Annotated in this window: 18 protein-coding genes; 4 read left to right on the top strand and 14 right to left on the bottom strand. The window is 52.5% G+C overall.

Translation table 11 applies throughout. The annotated features are described in order from the left end of the window. Positions 1-84: 84 nt before the first annotated feature. The 6 genes from ureC to NTE_RS13100 all read right to left on the bottom strand — a co-directional run bounded on the left by ureC (position 85) and on the right by NTE_RS13100 (position 7,173). The gene (ureC, locus tag NTE_RS13075; RefSeq protein WP_148701416.1) at positions 85-1,812 is read right to left on the bottom strand and encodes an urease subunit alpha; all 1,728 of its coding nucleotides are present in this window, start codon (positions 1,810-1,812) and stop codon (positions 85-87) included. Between the two features lie 20 nt (positions 1,813-1,832). Then, the gene (locus NTE_RS13080; protein WP_148701417.1) at positions 1,833-2,201 is read right to left on the bottom strand and encodes an urease subunit beta; all 369 of its coding nucleotides are present in this window, start codon (positions 2,199-2,201) and stop codon (positions 1,833-1,835) included. Positions 2,202-2,313: 112 nt separating this feature from the next. Beyond that, positions 2,314-2,616 carry an urease subunit gamma gene (locus NTE_RS13085; protein ID WP_148701418.1) on the bottom strand — a complete coding sequence of 101 codons (303 nt, stop codon included), beginning with the start codon at positions 2,614-2,616 and terminating at the stop codon, positions 2,314-2,316. A gap of 172 nt (positions 2,617-2,788) precedes the next feature. Further along, the gene (locus NTE_RS13090; protein WP_148701419.1) at positions 2,789-3,382 is read right to left on the bottom strand and encodes a hypothetical protein; all 594 of its coding nucleotides are present in this window, start codon (positions 3,380-3,382) and stop codon (positions 2,789-2,791) included. 84 nt (positions 3,383-3,466) lie between these two features. Further along, positions 3,467-4,582, bottom strand: a complete 1,116-nt coding sequence (locus NTE_RS13095) for an urea transporter (protein WP_148701420.1) — start codon at positions 4,580-4,582, stop codon at positions 3,467-3,469. Between the two features lie 257 nt (positions 4,583-4,839). Beyond that, a complete protein-coding gene (locus NTE_RS13100) occupies positions 4,840-7,173 on the bottom strand; it encodes a sodium:solute symporter family transporter (RefSeq protein WP_148701421.1) in 2,334 nt (777 codons plus the stop codon). A gap of 143 nt (positions 7,174-7,316) precedes the next feature. Between NTE_RS13100 and NTE_RS13105 the strand changes: the two genes are divergently transcribed. Next, positions 7,317-7,859: an Lrp/AsnC family transcriptional regulator gene (locus tag NTE_RS13105; protein WP_226987015.1), complete on the top strand. Its 543-nt coding sequence runs from the start codon at positions 7,317-7,319 to the stop codon at positions 7,857-7,859. Between the two features lie 10 nt (positions 7,860-7,869). Here the strand turns inward: NTE_RS13105 and NTE_RS13110 are convergent, their stop codons facing one another. From NTE_RS13110 to NTE_RS13145, 8 genes are all read right to left on the bottom strand, one after another. Beyond that, a complete protein-coding gene (locus NTE_RS13110; RefSeq protein WP_148701422.1) occupies positions 7,870-8,733 on the bottom strand; it encodes a ParB/RepB/Spo0J family partition protein in 864 nt (287 codons plus the stop codon). Between the two features lie 404 nt (positions 8,734-9,137). Beyond that, the gene (locus NTE_RS13115) at positions 9,138-9,341 is read right to left on the bottom strand and encodes a hypothetical protein (protein WP_148701423.1); all 204 of its coding nucleotides are present in this window, start codon (positions 9,339-9,341) and stop codon (positions 9,138-9,140) included. Positions 9,342-9,550: 209 nt separating this feature from the next. Continuing rightward, positions 9,551-10,024, bottom strand: a complete 474-nt coding sequence (locus NTE_RS13120) for a universal stress protein (protein WP_158385565.1) — start codon at positions 10,022-10,024, stop codon at positions 9,551-9,553. A 74-nt stretch (positions 10,025-10,098) separates the two neighbouring features. Beyond that, a complete protein-coding gene (locus NTE_RS13125; RefSeq protein ID WP_226987016.1) occupies positions 10,099-10,602 on the bottom strand; it encodes a hypothetical protein in 504 nt (167 codons plus the stop codon). A gap of 71 nt (positions 10,603-10,673) precedes the next feature. After that, complete coding sequence (locus NTE_RS13130) at positions 10,674-10,856, bottom strand: hypothetical protein (RefSeq protein WP_148701426.1); 183 nt, start codon at positions 10,854-10,856, stop codon at positions 10,674-10,676. A gap of 207 nt (positions 10,857-11,063) precedes the next feature. Further along, positions 11,064-11,585: a hypothetical protein gene (locus NTE_RS13135; protein WP_148701427.1), complete on the bottom strand. Its 522-nt coding sequence runs from the start codon at positions 11,583-11,585 to the stop codon at positions 11,064-11,066. 77 nt (positions 11,586-11,662) lie between these two features. Further along, entirely contained in the window at positions 11,663-13,186 is a 1,524-nt protein-coding gene (locus NTE_RS13140) for a high affinity choline transporter 1 (protein WP_148701428.1), read from the bottom strand. An 83-nt stretch (positions 13,187-13,269) separates the two neighbouring features. Next, positions 13,270-13,545: a hypothetical protein gene (locus tag NTE_RS13145; RefSeq protein WP_148701429.1), complete on the bottom strand. Its 276-nt coding sequence runs from the start codon at positions 13,543-13,545 to the stop codon at positions 13,270-13,272. Between the two features lie 178 nt (positions 13,546-13,723). Between NTE_RS13145 and NTE_RS13150 the strand changes: the two genes are divergently transcribed. The 3 genes from NTE_RS13150 (at position 13,724) to NTE_RS13160 (ending at position 16,132) form a co-directional block, all read left to right on the top strand. Then, the gene (locus tag NTE_RS13150) at positions 13,724-14,482 is read left to right on the top strand and encodes a ParB/RepB/Spo0J family partition protein (RefSeq protein ID WP_148701430.1); all 759 of its coding nucleotides are present in this window, start codon (positions 13,724-13,726) and stop codon (positions 14,480-14,482) included. Between the two features lie 99 nt (positions 14,483-14,581). Next, complete coding sequence (locus NTE_RS13155; RefSeq protein ID WP_148701431.1) at positions 14,582-15,730, top strand: agmatinase family protein; 1,149 nt, start codon at positions 14,582-14,584, stop codon at positions 15,728-15,730. Between the two features lie 3 nt (positions 15,731-15,733). Further along, a complete protein-coding gene (locus NTE_RS13160; protein ID WP_148701432.1) occupies positions 15,734-16,132 on the top strand; it encodes an urease subunit gamma in 399 nt (132 codons plus the stop codon). The last annotated feature ends 6 nt before the right edge of the window (positions 16,133-16,138 follow it).

Here is a 16,138-nt window from a genome sequence, read left to right on the forward strand (position 1 = left end):
CAAAGGATTGAAAAGAAATAGAGAGAGAGAAAGGCAGAGTAGGGGCTGTTATGCCCACCACGCTACTAATTTTCTTTCCTTCTCTTAAGCCATAAAGTACCTCTGCGCCAGCGACAGCTCGTCGGCAGGTCCCACCGTTGCGATCTTGCCGTCCAGCTTGACCTCGTACGTCTCCGGGTCTATGGTTATCTTGGGCGTCTCGTCGTTCCACATCATGTTCTTCTTGCTGATGTTCCTGCAGTTCTTGACCGGCAGGCATACCTTTTCCAGGCCCAGCTTTTGCGGTACGCCCAGCTCCATTGCCCTCTTTGACGTAAAGGTGTAGCTCGTCTTGTGGACTGCCTTGCCAAAGGCGCCAAACATCGGCCGGTAGTACACAGGCTCGGGGGTCGGAAGCGACGCATTGGGATCGCCCATTATCGACCATGCGATAAAGCCGCCTTTCAGGACCATCTTGGGCTTGGCAGGGAAGAATGCCATTGGATACATCACAATGTCCGCGTACTTGCCCACTTCAAGCGATCCAAGGTAGTCAGAGACTCCGTGCGTTATGGCCGGGTTTATGGTGGTCTTGGCGATGTACCTCTTTGCCCTAAAGTTGTCGTTGTCGCCGGTCTCCTGCGGTAGTCTTCCTTTCATCTTTTTCATCTTGTCTGCAGTCTGCCACGCGCGGATGACGACCTCCCCTATCCTCCCCATCGCCTGGCTGTCTGACGAATACATGGAAAGCACGCCTTCATCGTGCAGGACGTCTTCTGCGGCGATGGTTTCTGCCCTGATCCTAGAGTCGGCAAACGCGACGTCTTCGGCGACTGCAGGGTTCAGGTGGTGACAGAACATCAGCATGTCCAGGTGCTCGTCCACGGTGTTCTTGGTGTACGGCCTTGTGGGGTTTGTCGACGACGGCAGCGCAAACATTTCTCCGGCTATTTTCATGATGTCCGGCGCATGGCCTCCGCCGGCTCCCTCCGTGTGGTACGTGTGGACCACCCTGCCGTCAATGGCGTTGATGGTGTCTTCGACGTACGCGCACTCGTTTATAGAGTCGGTGTGGATTGCCACCTGCGTGTCGGTAAGGTCTGCCGCCCTGAGCGAGGCATCCAGAACTGCCGCAGTGGTGCCCCAGTCCTCGTGATCCTTTAGGCCGCAGGCGCCTGCATCGATCTGCTCAAGCTGGGTCGCAAGCGTCGGGTGCGAATCGTTTCCCTTGCCCAGAAAGCCCCAGTTCATAGGGGTGTCCTCGACTGCCTCCATCATCCTGCTTATGTTGTACACGCCGGGCGTGCACGTTGTCGCGTTTGTGCCGTCTGCCGGGCCCGTGCCTCCGCCTATCATGTTGCAGATGCCGCCGCTTATGCCGTCTATGTACTGCTGTGGCGAGATCATGTGTATGTGCGTGTCAAAGTGGCCGGCTGTGCATATTGTGTGCTCGCCTGCGGTGGCTTCCGTGCAGGCTGACACCACCATGTTCGGGTTTACCCCGTCCATCGTGAGCGGGTTGCCGGCTTTTCCAACGCCGGCTATCTTGCCGTCTTTGATGCCGATGTCGGCCTTTACTATTCCAAGCACTGGATCTAAAATGACTGCGTTTGTTATGACAAAGTCCAGGGCGCCATTCTTATTTGTAACGCCGGACGTCTGGGCAAGGCCGTCTCTAAGGGTCTTGCCTCCGCCAAAGACACACTCGTCTCCAGGCGTTATCAGGTCTTTTTCTATCTGTATCACAAGATCCGTGTCTCCGATCCTCACCTTGTCGCCGGTGGTCGGTCCGAACAGGTCGGTGTATTGTTTGCGGGTTAGTTTCAGGACCATGTTGTCATATTCCTCCTATATTATGCTCCGTTAAAGCCCTGCTTCTGGGCTTTTTCGACTGCTGCGCGCATGACCATGCTGGAGTTCAGGCTTCCCATAGTCAGGCCGTTGAATCCATAGCATACTCGCGCTCCTCCTATCTCGCACAGCTCTACATCTTTGCTGTCTCCCGGCTCAAACCTTATCGAAGTGCCAGCAGGTATGTTGAGCCTGTAGCCAAACGCCTTTTCCCTTGGGAAGTCAAGTGCCCTGTTTACTTCAAAGAAATGCGTGTGCGAACCTATCTGGCATGGCCTGTCCCCCTTGTTCTTTACGGTGATTTTTACCGTCTTTCTGTTTGTGTTGCACATCACCGGGTCGGGAGCCAGAATGTATTCACCGGGCATCATTGGGCTTGATGTAACCTCCTCTTTTTTGGAGACCCGCTGCTGTTGACTTGCTGCCTTTCTTTTTTTTGTTGTTTTACCATTTTTCTTCACCATTTACCTACACTCATCATAATTATTGGACTGGATCATGCACGGTGACCAGCTTTGTGCCGTCCGGAAAAGTTGCCTCCACTTGGACTGTGTGAATCATGTCCGGTACGCCGGCCATCACGTCGTTTTTCTTCAGTATGGTTCTGGCAGACTGCATCAGCTGTGCGACGGTTTTTCCTTCTCTTGCGCCCTCCACGACATAGTTGGCTATATAAGCAACTGTCTCTGGATAATTCAGTTTTATACCTCGCTTTTTCCTTCCTTCAGCGATCTGGGCAGCCGTCCAGATCCACATCTTTTCCATCTCTCTTGGTGCAAGCATCATTTTTGCATGACCTCAGAGTTCGGTAGAGTAGTGAACTATTTTAGATTTAGAAGCAAGCAGCCCAATAAATAACGCACACCTACACCTGCCACCCACACAAATGCGCACATGCACAGGATAACCGGCGATTTAGCCGACGTCGACTGAATTTTTTTATCGGTTTGCCGTTATGTTACTTTTCTACTATCTTTATTGGAAGGGCGACTCCAAGCCAGAAAGAGACAGACTCGTACAGCCCGTTCTTGTTCACGGGCAGCGTAAAATCATGGATCTTGCCGTCGTCTGTCATGATGGTCAAAAAGTTTGACACTATGGCCCGGCCCATCATGTTGGTCACCATCGTTTCCCACCCCTTGCGGAGCGCAAGCTCGCGTATGTCAGAATACCAGACAAAGTAGTCCAAGTTCTCGTTTTGGAGAAGGTCTTCGGGGGTAAAGTTTGCCTGTTTTCGGATCTTTGAGGCATCGCCTGTATTCTTTTTCATGGTCAGCAAGTACGGGTACGGCGCAAGACCGGCCACGTACCCAAAGTCGGCAAATTTTGCAAGGAAGCTCTTCCTTGACACGATGACCCGCTCGGTGGTAAAGTCAAGCGTCAGGTTGTTTGACCAGCCGCCTTTGCTCTCGGAACTCAGCCTCAGTATGACTTCTTCCATGCGGTTTTCCTTGCACCATGCCATGTAGGTCCTCACCTTTTCCGAGTCGGACATGCCGGGCAATTTTCCCTTGTACCGTTTTTTGAATGCCTCAAAAATTTGCGGGTTCATTTCTCACTTGCCACGCACACATATGTAGAGAGACATCGCGTCGACGAAAAAAATTCGGGCGCCGGGACGACAACTCTCCCTTCCTCATGGCCTTGACCACCCTATCCCGGCGGGAATGTGCATGAACCCCGAAGTCGCAAGAAGGAAGACCCATGCCGTAAAGACGAACGGGCCTGTAAGCGCAGGCAGGCCCCACTGGCCAAAGAACCTCTGCAGTCCGGGCATCAGAAACGAACAGCCTATTGTTGCAAACACGGCCATCATGAAAGACTGGGGCGTCAGCGGGACAAAGCTCGTCAGCGCTATCATTACCAGCACCTGATTGAATCCGTGCAGCCCCATTCTTACCTCTGCGGTAGGCAGTTTTGTCAGTATGGCCATCGCCGCGCCGATGCCCGAACCAAGAAGGGCCATCAGCCCTGCCAGGTACAGCGGCGAAAACGGGTCCCACTGCGACGTGTAGGCGTTGGTGAACCACGGCCTATCCTGCACGCCGCTGATAAGGGGGGCAAGCTCGAAAGCAAGCGTCAAGCCGACTACCCAGAATACACCGGTCTTCCAGTTTTCAACAAACGTGACCTGCGATACGCCCTTGAGGGTCGCTATCATAAACTCCTTTGCAGTCCACCTGAAATTTTCGCCCGTGTTGTTGGGGTTGCTGCTATCCCTTATCAGCTCCTCCTTGGGCTGCGGAGCAGGAGCAGGCCATATGTCGTGGCCAAACCTCTTTGTAGCGTACATCATGGCCCACGTGGTAAATATGAACGACGACGTAAAGCCGGGTATTGCCCAGGAACTGGCGGTGCCGTTCAGTGCGAACATGTCTCCCATCAGGTGCGCAAAAGCCATCCACGTAAACGCGGTGATGGCAGCGCCAAAGACGGAGATGAAGAAGGTGGCCCTGTTGGCCTTGACAAACGGCCCCGACCAGAACGCCATGCCGGTGAGTATAGAGTTGTAGCCGAACAGGCCAAACGTCACAAGGTCGTATGACGCGCCTGCCAATATTGCGACGCCCGCGCCAATAAGGCCGGACAGCACCATCATCCCGCCTGCCTTGCGCGATGCCAGGAACACGCCTCCAAGAATCAGTATGCCGGTTATTGGAGAGCTGAAAAGCGGCACTTCCGAGATCCCGTTAAAGAGGGTGAAGAAGAAATCCAGTCCGGGATTCCCAGTAGAGAACGTTGGGATAGCCATTGATTTCCAGTGCGAAGAGTGCGGTTTAACAATTTGTCAGCAAGATGAATTTATTAACGCACATGGTAGCCGAAGCGAAAATGCGTGTGCATGTACAGTTACAATCGGGATAACGAAAAATTAGTCGACGTCGGCAAGTTTCTTCTTTCTGAATAAGGAGAGAGAGAGAGATACCATCCCAAGGTCGATATCAAAGAGAGACACATCCCTCTGGTCTGACCGCGTAAGGCCTTGTGTCAGTTGTCACGCCATCTATCTCATTTCATCAACACCACGGGCGTTGACGAGGCCTTTAGCACCTTCCGAGTCACGCTTCCCATCTCGGTTGCGCTGTTTATTCCGTTAATCCCCATCACTATCATGCTTGCCCCGATTTTTTCCGCAACTTCAATTATCTTGGAGGCAGGGTCCCCCATCTTTACAATCCTCACGTATTCCCCCGCCCTGCGCGGGACTATCACGCTGTTGAGCAGGATCCTTCCCTCCTTTTCCATCTTGGAGGTCAGCTCCTCATCGACAGATTCGTCACCGCCTTCTTCCTCTTCTGACCACTCGATCACGTAGAGCAGGTATATCTTGGCCTCGTTTATGCCATAGATGTTCGTTGCATAGTTGAGGGCGCGCAGCGACTGCCCAGACCCGTCTATCGGCACGAGGATTCTTTTGGAATAGTATGTTTCATCGGCAGCGGCGTTTGCTGACTTGTGAGACCTTTCCGCAACGATGTCCTGAGTGGCGATTGCGTTTGTCTTTTGCCCCATGATGCGAAGGGCCTTGGTGATCCCGACTCTGGCCTCGATCAGGGGCAGAAATATGATAACCGCCGCTGCAGTCGCCGCCCACGCGACTGCAATTCCAACCCAGACAGCATAGGTTGTCTCAGAAAAGACATAGCCGGAAAGGTAAAGCGGCATCGGCCAGGCCACGACCAGAACTATTGTGAGGGCGATGGCAACCTTGTAGCCGAACTTTAGGGACTTTTTCAGATATTCCTCGTTTTCGCCTTCAAACAATCCCTTGATCTTGCCGTCGACAACCAGTATCTTTTGCTTCATGAGGCTCAGGTCAAAGTTGCCGGGCCGAACAGTACTGCCTATGAGGGCGACGGCCGCTCCAATGGATATGGACGAGAGGTTGCCTGCAAGAAGAGGTATGTTGTGTCCTGTGGACTGGACCGATATTTCGCCATAGAGCACGTACGCTGTTCCTATCCAGACGCTGACGCCGCATACAAGGCCGGCAAGAGCGCCGGCCGTGGCGGCGACTCGGTTTGTCTTTTTCCACAGGACAAGCGTGACTGGGATCACGGCAGAGCCAATCAGGACCCCCATTGCAAGGTAGACGTACTGGAGGCTCACTCCGATCTGGAGGAGCGCCAGCGCCAGCACTCCCATGCCTATGCCAAAGGCCACTATCGAGTAGCGCGAGATGCGCATCAGCTCCCTCCCGCTTGCCGACGGCTTTAGGTAGGTCCGGTAAACGTCGTAGGTGACAAGCGACGAGGCCGCGACAAGTTCTGCCGAGCCGGCCGAAGTGACGGCTGTGAACAGTATCGTGAGTATGAGTATCGCTCCCAGTTCGCCAAGGACGTGCGAGGCGGCCGTTGGAGCCACCAGCCCCATGCTTATCTCTTCTGGCGAAAGCTGCACGTTGACTGCGACCGCCGCAAGTCCAAGGGTCGTGGCAAGCGTGAACGGTATTGCAAACCATGCAAGGCCGCCCACAAGAAAACCCCTGAACGCAGAGCGGGGTCCTGCCGCTATGGCCCGCTGCCAGTACGCCTGGTCCACAAAAACGGTCCCGAAATTTCCCGTTATGTTTATCACGCCAAATATCAGGGCTCCAGTCGACGCCAGCGTCAGGTACGAGCCGGTCGCGTTTCCGTCCACGGGCCGAAGAGCCGCCGCGGCGCTCAGCTTTTCAAACATGCCAGAAATCCCGCCTATCTGTGGATTGAGAAAGTACACGGCCGTGACAAAGACCAGAACCACGATAAAGAGAAAGACGGTGTTCATGTACTCTGCAAGAAAGGTTGCCTTGAGCCCGCCGGAGAACGTGTAGATTATCACGCCAACCGGGATGAGAAAGGCGGCAAGTGAGATGTTTATTCCGGTCAGCGAGCTTAATGCCGCGGCGCCTCCCAGGACAAGCATCGCGGTGACGACCGTGTTGGTCAATAGCGCAAAGAAGAGGAACACCTTGTGTGAGCCCTTGCCAAACCGGGCGTAGATTATCTCTGGAAAAGTGTGCGACGACGGAGCGTTGCGCTTGAGCGCCGTGGCAAGGATTGCAAACAGGACTACCTGTATGCTGGCCCCCGCCGCGTACCAGAACGGCCCGCTGATTCCAAACTGGTAGGCCACCGTAGATGACTGGAGGAGGGTTGCCGCCCACGTCCATGCCGACACCACCGACGACGCTATCAGCCCGACCTTGACGGACCTTCCCGCCGTCGAGAACCACTCAAAAGTTTTCTTTGTGCCCAGCCACTTGGTTTCCACCCTCACCAGCAGGATAACTGCAAGCGCCATGACCAGTCCCACCCCAAGAAGGATAAAGTACCCCAGGCCTTCAGAGAGGACCACGGCCATATGCCCGTAAGAATGTCAACAAAAATTTAAAGGTGTATAAAGCAAGGTCCCTTGCCCGCCATACTTTGTAATAAACGTACAACTGGGCAGTACCTTTCAAAATTACTTGAAAAACATCTATATACAAACTATGTTAACCCCACATGATGCCGGACGACACTGACGAACTTATCCTCTCGGCGCTGAGCAGAAATGCAAAGCAAGACCCCCTGGAGATCTGGGACTTTTTGAAAGGGCACGGCCACGACGTCCCGATCGAGGAAATCGAGTCAAGGATAACCAAGCTTGAAGATGAAGGCGTCATAACCGGCTACACGATATCGGTAGACACCAGGAAGCTCAGGCGCAGGGTCATCAGGGTCGTGCTTGCAACATTCAAGACTTCGCAGCACCTTCCAAAAAGACTCGAAGGGCTGAAAAAGTACGTGGCCGACGCGCCCTTTGTGCTGTTCTCCGGGCGCACGAGGGGAGGATACGACTGGATATGCGTCCAGGCTTTTCCGTCAGAGGAGATGGCCGACGAAGAAAGCGACATTTACAGGAACCTTTTTGGCGACATCATACAGTCCTACCAGGTGTACGATTTTATGCCCGTGAAAGACCCGTCCTTCCACTCGCTTGCGTACACAAGCAAGGAATACAAAAAGTTCCTTGACGAATGGATACCGCCGTTTCTGCCCAGATAATCCTCTCTAGCTAGTTTCGGTGCTGTTTTGCGCTGCTGTTCTTGAAGCGTATGCTGTCATCTATCAGCGAATGAATCTTGAGCCTGATTCCCATCAAAAAGTTGATGATTTCGGCTCGCTGGTCCGGCTCGACGGTGCTGTGCACCTCGTTTATGAGGTTGTCTATTCTGTTCAACGCGATCTTTAGTGTCAGGTACGTCTTTCTGGCAATGACCGGCGCCCTGGCCTTTGCGGCGACGACAAGCTCGTCCTGGCTTTCCTGATTTAGCGCGTTCTTTAGCTCGCGGATCTGCCTTACCGTCAGGTCGTTGTTCATGATGTGCTCCACTATCATGGACTGTTTTTCGCTAGAGATCTGGGCTATCTCGATTGCCTGGCTCACGTTGATGGACCTGTTTGCTATCTTTTCCTTGATCTCGTCAGGGAGCCTCAGCAGCTGCATGTGGTGGGAGACGTACTCTTCGCTCTTGCCTATCTTTTTTGCAAGCTCTGTCACCCCGCCCCATCCAAAATCCACGATGTACCTCCGGAACGCTTCGGCCTCTTCCAGCGGGTCCATCGATTTTCTCTGGACGTTTTCGGTGAGCTGGATTTCGTACGACTGCTTGTCGGTCAGCTCCCTTATTTTTGCCGAAATGAACCGCCACCGGAGGTTCTTGCAGGCGTGATACCTCCTGTGGCCTGCCACGATTTCAAAGCCGGCGGTAAGCGGCCTGATGAGTATTGGCTGCAAAAGCCCGTGCTCGCGGATGCTGTTGACCAGCGTCTCGAAATCTGGATCATCTTTCTGAAATGTGTCACGGATTGCAAACTGCGACGGCCGGATCATCTTCATCTCAATTTGCTCGACAACACTCGAATCGATAAATTCCATTGTAATGTTACTTTTTCGATGCTACTTATCTTTTGCTTATCCTATCATAAATCCTGAAAATTATGATATGTTGTACAATATTTCTAAATAACCTTATAGAATTTTGTAGTTAGAATAGCAACATAAAATTTCTATTATTACTTATATTTTTTCTATATCTTATTACAATTTATATTATTTTGCATAGCATGTTTTTGCATTAGGATTTGATCCAGTAAAAAGGAACCTGCAATATCTTCATGCACAATGCATATGGCTGCTTTTCCAGCCGCCAAGTCTTTTGCAAGTCACCGCCCGGCATTTTTGCCAGCCGCGGGACAAGCTGCAGGAAGGCTAGCTATCTAGTTCAAAGATTCCTGCCGCTTAAACTGAGCACAAAGAATGCAAAAGAGTTTTGCAGCATCTCAGTGAAGATAAGATTCGCCGCTCTTCATGATGCGCTTGGCCTCATTAAGCGAAAGCATACCCTTTGCAACCATTATCCTCAAAAGCGTGGGCACGACGTTTTCCATGTTGTAGGGAAGACGGGTATCCATGAACAGCGATAGCGAGGGTAGCTCTTCGTCTGAAATGTTAGAATTGTTCTTCTCGGTCTCTCGGGACAACATATGACAATTACAAAGTTGTCGTATTTATGTAATACTTTTTTATAAGTATACTACGTAATTTTGTGAAAACAATCGAGAAACAGGCAAAGTAGTTTACGGATAAGATCGGCAATTGCCTATGGCAATCAGAGAAAAAGACGAGAATGGGGCGGCTATGGCGTGTGCTGCTGCAAAAGACAAAATCATCAGGCATAAAATGAAAAAAGAGACTAGCGCACGACAAGGACAGGGCACGGCGAATGGTTTATCACGGCGTTAGTGACGCTCCCAACCAAAAGTTTCTTGAACGTGGACTGGCCCCTTGAGCCCATGACGATGAGATCCGCGCCATTTTTCTTGGCATATTCTGTTATCACGCCCACTTCGTGGGTGCCGTCGTCAGACAGTATTTCAGTCTTGGCGCTGATGCCTTGGCCGGCGGCATTGTCCATTATCTTGGACATCCATTCTTCGGCGGACTTTATTCTGGCTCTTTGAAAACCCTCGACGAGCCGGACGTTTCCGTACCGGGCCTGGAGTCCTATGGCGCCCCCCTGCTTGACGTTTTCAACGACGTGCATTATGACCAGCTTGGCGCCTTCCATCTTGGCCAGGTGCATTGCGTACTGCGCCGCTTTGTTAGAAACAGGCGACCCGTCAACGGGAACAAGAATCTTTTTCACCGAGACCTCCGAGCCGGTCATGATCATTATTTTGAGATCGCCTAGAAAAGCCTTGCCTGTTTAGTCGTAGATTACGTATGACATCATCATCTTCATCATCGGCCTTGCAATAGCACATAATCGCGTCCAAACACAAAGCCAATCCACATCACCGCGCCCTTTTGGAACACGACTGCCATCTGCGATATAATCTCGCCAGGCGCAACGTCGCTTTTTCCTTCCTTTTGCGCGAGGGTTATTTCATCAGGCTGCACAAACAGCGGCACCTTTACTTCCGGCAGGCCTTTTCCCTTGCGCATGTGATTCAACATTTTCAGTACCAGTTCAAGGTCATGCTTGACGTCGGGAAGCAGCAGGTTTTCTTTGTATACAGCAGCAATGTTTGCATTGTTTTTGACTCTTGTGACCCTAAACACTGCAGGAAGTTTTTTCCACTCGGGATAAAATTCAGCCAACGCGGACACTAGCTCGTCAATTTCGCCTTGAAAGGCCGACAGGTCGTCTTTGCTTCCGCGCTTTTGCCGCGCGATTATTTTTTTGATCTCGGATTTTACCTGCGAAACGTCGTTGAGCGGCCTGGCGCTGCTAAAGAGCATCACACAGATAGGCGACGCTTGCTTTTCAATGTTGCCGTTGCGTAGAAATGAAAAAGATGATGCAGGAAAAAAAGCTACTGCTGATTGTTATTGTTGTTATTGTGCGCCCTGTGCAGGGATTCCGGCCTTTCGTACGTGGCGCTTTCAATCCTTTCAAGGTCGCGCTCTATGCCCGGCTGGAACTTGCTCTTTGCGTACCAGACGGCAGCGGCGCTTCCCCCTATTATCGCTGCAACTGTGATCGCTTCCTCGAACATATATGCAAGATTCTATGACAATTGTTTGCATATAAACCATGATTGTATGATAATATAGAAAACCACAAATATTATGCTACAGAAATTCTGCATTATTATTTGCAAGATACAAGAATTATCACGCTACAAGCTTGCAAACAGCATATTTATTGCAACTTGCATCATCAGGGAGAATTTGTAAACTACGGACGCATATGTGCATTTTTGCTACAAGGTCAGCATGCGCTTGGCCTCGCTGACCCTGTCGAGCAGCTGCCTTAGAAAAACGTCGGCAAACTGGTCAAACGTGAACACGGAATATTTCTGGCGGTACTCTTGCTTGCGCTTTTGGTACTCTTCCTCCAGCCACCGGAAATCCGACTCTTTCAGCTTGACGATGAAATTCTGCGACTTGGCCTTTGACTCAAACATGTTGAGCATAAAGTAGCTGGCAAACTGGGTAAAGCTGTTTGCGCGGTATCGGCGGTTGTATTCCTCTTTGTATTTTTCATAGTTTTCATCAAGCCACGCCTTGACGTCTGACCTGATGGTAAGCGACGTGTAGCGGCCGCCAAAATCCTCCCTTATGGCGCACGTATCCACTGTGTAATAGCCGCGCTTTATCTCGTTCATCAGGATGATGAGGGCGCTGGGGAGGAACATGCCTGGATAGTACTCGTCTGTTATCTGCTGCAGCTTTGCCAGGATGGCCGGCTTTAGGCCTATCGTGGCGTATCCTTGGCTAGGCATATAAAAGATTCAAGCCCTCTGGCAGTTAAATAACCTTCTTTTTATAAAAAGAAGAGGTTTTGGAGCCCGTCTTTCTCTTACCTCCCCACGGGCTCCATGTAGCCCTTCAGGTCCTCGCCCTTGACGACGTCTTCTTCTGGCGGGACGTATTCGATGACGCCGTGCCTCTGCGCGCCGGGGTACCTTTTCTGCGTGGCAAGCGCGACTATGACAAACGCCGCAAACGATATTGGCGGAGGTATCATCGTGTCCAGGCCTGCAAGGTCTGGAGGCATGGTCAAGAACAGCAAGAGCCGGATGGAAGAGCCCACGATGAGCGACGTGATCGCGGCAGGCATGTTGGCCTTTTTCCAGAACAGCCCAAGCGTGAGCGGGGCCCACGCTCCGGCAAACACAATGTCAAACGCAAGCACTAGATAGATTCCCGGCTGCGGGAGCAGGTATCCAAGGATAAACGCCGCAACCATCATCGGAATGGTAAAGAGGCGCGTTGTCATGAGCAGTTTCTTGTCCTCCATGCCGGGGCGCTTGAGCATCCTGCGCAGGATGTCGCGCTGGATGATGTTTCTTGACATGACTGACGATATGGCAAGGAGCCCGCCGTTGGCTGTCGACATTGACGCGCCAAGCACGCCCATCATGAGCGCGGCCCCTATTGGAAACGGCATGTGGTTTATCGCAAGCTCCGGGTACGCGGTGAACGGGTCTGCGATGTTTGGAAGGACAAAGAGCGCGATTATGCCCATCATGCTGGTCGGTATGACAGTAAACAGGGTGAGGCCGGCGCCCATGAACGCCCCGCGCTGCGCAGTCCTGCCATCCCTTGCCGCAAAGACGCGCTCCATAAAGTCAAGCGCCACAATGTCGCCAAGGCCAAGCGCCATTATGCTTGCCCAGTTGACGTACGCGCCGTTTGCTGGGTCGACAAGCCCTGACAAGTCAAGGTATGCAGGCGGCGCGTTGCCAAGGATGGTCCCAAAGTCGACGCCGTAAAAGCCGCCCGCAAAAAACAGGAACGCAGCCCAGAACGCCCCTATTGCAAGATATATCTGGAAAATGTCAGTATAGGCAGACGAAAAGAGGCCGCCTGCGTACGTGTATACTAGGACTATCAGCGCGGCGATTAGCATCCCCCAGAAAAGGTCGATCCCAAAGACAGATTGCAGGATAAAACCACTCGCCGCAAAGTTGCCGGCGACAAGCACGATGAAACTTATCATCATGAGCACGCCGGAGATGCCCTCGGCGCCGTTGCCAAAGCGCCGGTAGTAAAAGTCAGGCAGCGTCAAGAGAGCCATCTTGTTCAGCCTCTTGCCGTAAACAGTCCCCGTAAGTATGAGGCATACGCCAAGGCCAATCGGGATCGCCGCGCCGGCCCAGAACCCAAACTGGTATACCAAGGACACGTTGCCAAGCGACGAGTTGCCGTCAATCGACTGGGCGGCAAGCATCGTCCCCACGAAAAACAGTGGGAGACTTTTTCCGGCGACCATGTACCTCTTGCTGCTTTTCTTTACAAGCCTCGATGTCAGCGTGCCGACGACAAGCGACAGCACAAGAAATGCCGCAATAGCTATTCCAAACCCATCCAGCCCAGCCATACCCTTATCTTATATATTTAGTAAATATATAAGATTTGCTAAGATAAAAGGTTCGACTGTCGAACACGTACGCATCTACGCGACTAGGCGCACTTGCAGATGCCAAGCATCTTTAGAACATAGAAGGAAAAACTGATGTCCTCTTTGGCGATGTCAGGGATAGGTTCGCCTGCTTCATGCTTCAGGTCCTGAAGAAAGTCATAGATCTCGTCTACGGTGACTGGAGCGTTAGGATAGCCAACCTTTTCATTCACCGTGTTGTACATGGAAATATAATAGCTAAGGAAGGTAGTCTTCATCAAAGTCTTGTCCGCGCCGGCAGTCGCTCGGACCACCCGGGACGTGCTTCCTCCTTTCATGCTTCAAGGGTGCCTGCGAACGATATAAGCATTGAGATAAAAACTGTAAACTACGTATCCAGCCTCGCAGCATGATGCGTAGACTACAGCTTGTCGGGAAAAACCGCCGGAACGTCCATTATTGCAGGCGTTTTGCGGGATAATTTATAAATATACGTAGATTACTAATACTTTTGCGATGCAGGTCAAGAACATCCCTGTCAACATGATAGACATAGCAGAAGAAAACGTCAGAAAGGACCACTCTTTTGGGGAGGACGACAAGGACAGGCTCATCAAAGAACATTTGTCAAAGTTTGACCTGCTGCAGCCGGTCGTGGTTCGCTTTGACGACAAGAGCAGGCGCTACAAGCTGCTGATAGGGCGCAGGCGCTTTTTTGCGCTCAGCGCCAAGGGCGAGACGCAGATACCGGCGGTCGTCACTGAACTGGAGGGCGCAGAAGCAGAGGCTGCGTCGCTTTTTGAGAACCTTATTCGCAAGGACCTGTCGCCGCTTGAAAAGGCCAGGATGGTCAAGAGGCTTGTTGACACCACCAAGGCAGGCATCACGGGCGTTGCGGCAAAGTACGGCCTGCCAAAGAGCACGGTAAGCGAGTGGCTCAGCATATTGTCATTGCCGCAGGTGCTGCAGGACAACATCGAGCAGGGCAGGATAACGTCGTACGAGGCCATCAGGATAGCAAGAAAGCCAAAGACCGTGCAAGAGAAACTGGTAGCTGCGGCACAGGAGGGCAGGCTGCAGGAAGAGATGGCGCAGGCAGGCGTAAAGCGCGGGGCGCCAAGGGGTCTGCTGACGATTCGCATCGTGTTTGACCCGAGGAGGAAATCCGACAAGCAGCTGTGGGAAAAGCTCAACGCAAAGGCAGAGGAGAGCGGCCTTGACGTCACCGACTATGCAAGGAGCATCCTTTCAGGGCACGTGCAGAGAGACACGTAGATTACGTTCTTTGGCAGGCGCGTGCGCAAAAAGCGGCACGTAGATTACTTAGCAATATTTAAGAAATACTTACTAATTACTTATAGGTGCTGAAAAGGCATGGGAATGGAATTCTACGGTGATTCGTACAAGGGAAATGACGAGCCGATTTTTGTAGGCATACCAACCTTCCTGAAGCTGCCCTGGCTCAAGAGCAAGGCAGAGCTGGAAAAAGTCAGGCCGGACGTGGCCATCATAGGAGAGCCGTTTGACTTTGGCACCACCATCCGCCCGGGGGCGAGGTACGGCCCAAGGGCAATCCGCGCGGCCTCGACCGTCCCGTCCCCGCCGTACGAGCACTTTAACATAGAGACAGGCGTCGACCCGTTTGGCGTGTTCAGGTCTGTAGACTATGGCGACGTCAACATATCGCCCGGTGACGTGGTAGAGTCGCACAGGCGCATGACGGAGAAGGTCAAGGAAGTGCTTGACATCGACGGCATCCCGGTGATGCTTGGCGGAGATCATTCAATTACGTTTGCCAACGTGCGCGCCTTTGCAAAAAAGTACAAGAACATCGGCATGATCCACATCGACACCCACGCAGACTGCGCGCCGCAAGGGTTGACGGGCTTCAAGTACGACCACGGCGCCCACATCCGCAGGATAATGGAGCTTGGGTGCCTAAAGGGCAAAAACTACACGCTCATCGGCCCGAGGGGTTACTGGCCCGGGCCGGACCTGTACAAGTGGATGGCCGACCAGGACTTTCAGTGGTTCACGATGCTTGACGTGGAGGAGCTGGGAATAGACAAGATAGCAAAAGAGGCGGCAGACAGGGCAAACGACAACGTCGACGCAGTCTATATCAGCTGGGACATTGACACGTTTGACCCCGCGTACGCGCCGGGAACAGGCGAGCCGGAGCCAAACGGCCTGACGTCAAGGGAGGGAATGCGCCTCATGCGCCTGCTTTCGACGTCGTTTGATCCGGACAGGTTTGCGTTTGACCTGGTCGAAGTCGCGCCCAACTATGACGTAAGCGACGGCAGCTCGTACAACGGAGGCATCACGTCTGGCCTTGCCAACAGGCTCATAGTTGAACTGCTTGCAGGATTGTCGCTGACAAAGAAGGGCAAGACCGAGGGGAGCCCGGTGAGGCCCAAGTTCTACCGCGGCAAGGGCCACACGTACGACTTTGGCAACGGCCCAAAGGCCAAGGTGCCAAAGAGGCCGCCCTTGGCCTACGGCCCAAAGATAAAGAGGTAGCAGATGATCTACATCAAGGCGGTTGCAAAGGGCGAGCCCGACGCGGCTCCCCTTGCCAAGTTTTTTCAATACATTGATTCGACTGACGAACTTATCCTGAAGCATTCCATAGAGATGGTAAAGGACAAGATGGACAGGAACTTGAAGCTGAACGTGAACGAGGCGTTTTTGCTGTACGCGTATTTCGTGGCAACACAGGTGCGCGCCAAGAAAAAGGCGGCCGAGATCGAAAAAGACGCCAATTCGCTCCTTTCCTCGGACCAAGTCATGATAGGCGTCCCGGAGACTTTACGGACTATTACGTTTGACGCCATAGTCGACGGGAAAAGGGAGTGGATAACTTTGCAAGAGCCCATGTCCGTTTCAAGCTACGTAATGGCCAACAATTCAAGCGGTAGCTAGCTGTAG

Source organism: Candidatus Nitrososphaera evergladensis SR1 (assembly GCF_000730285.1).
GTDB lineage: Archaea > Thermoproteota > Nitrososphaeria > Nitrososphaerales > Nitrososphaeraceae > Nitrososphaera > Nitrososphaera evergladensis.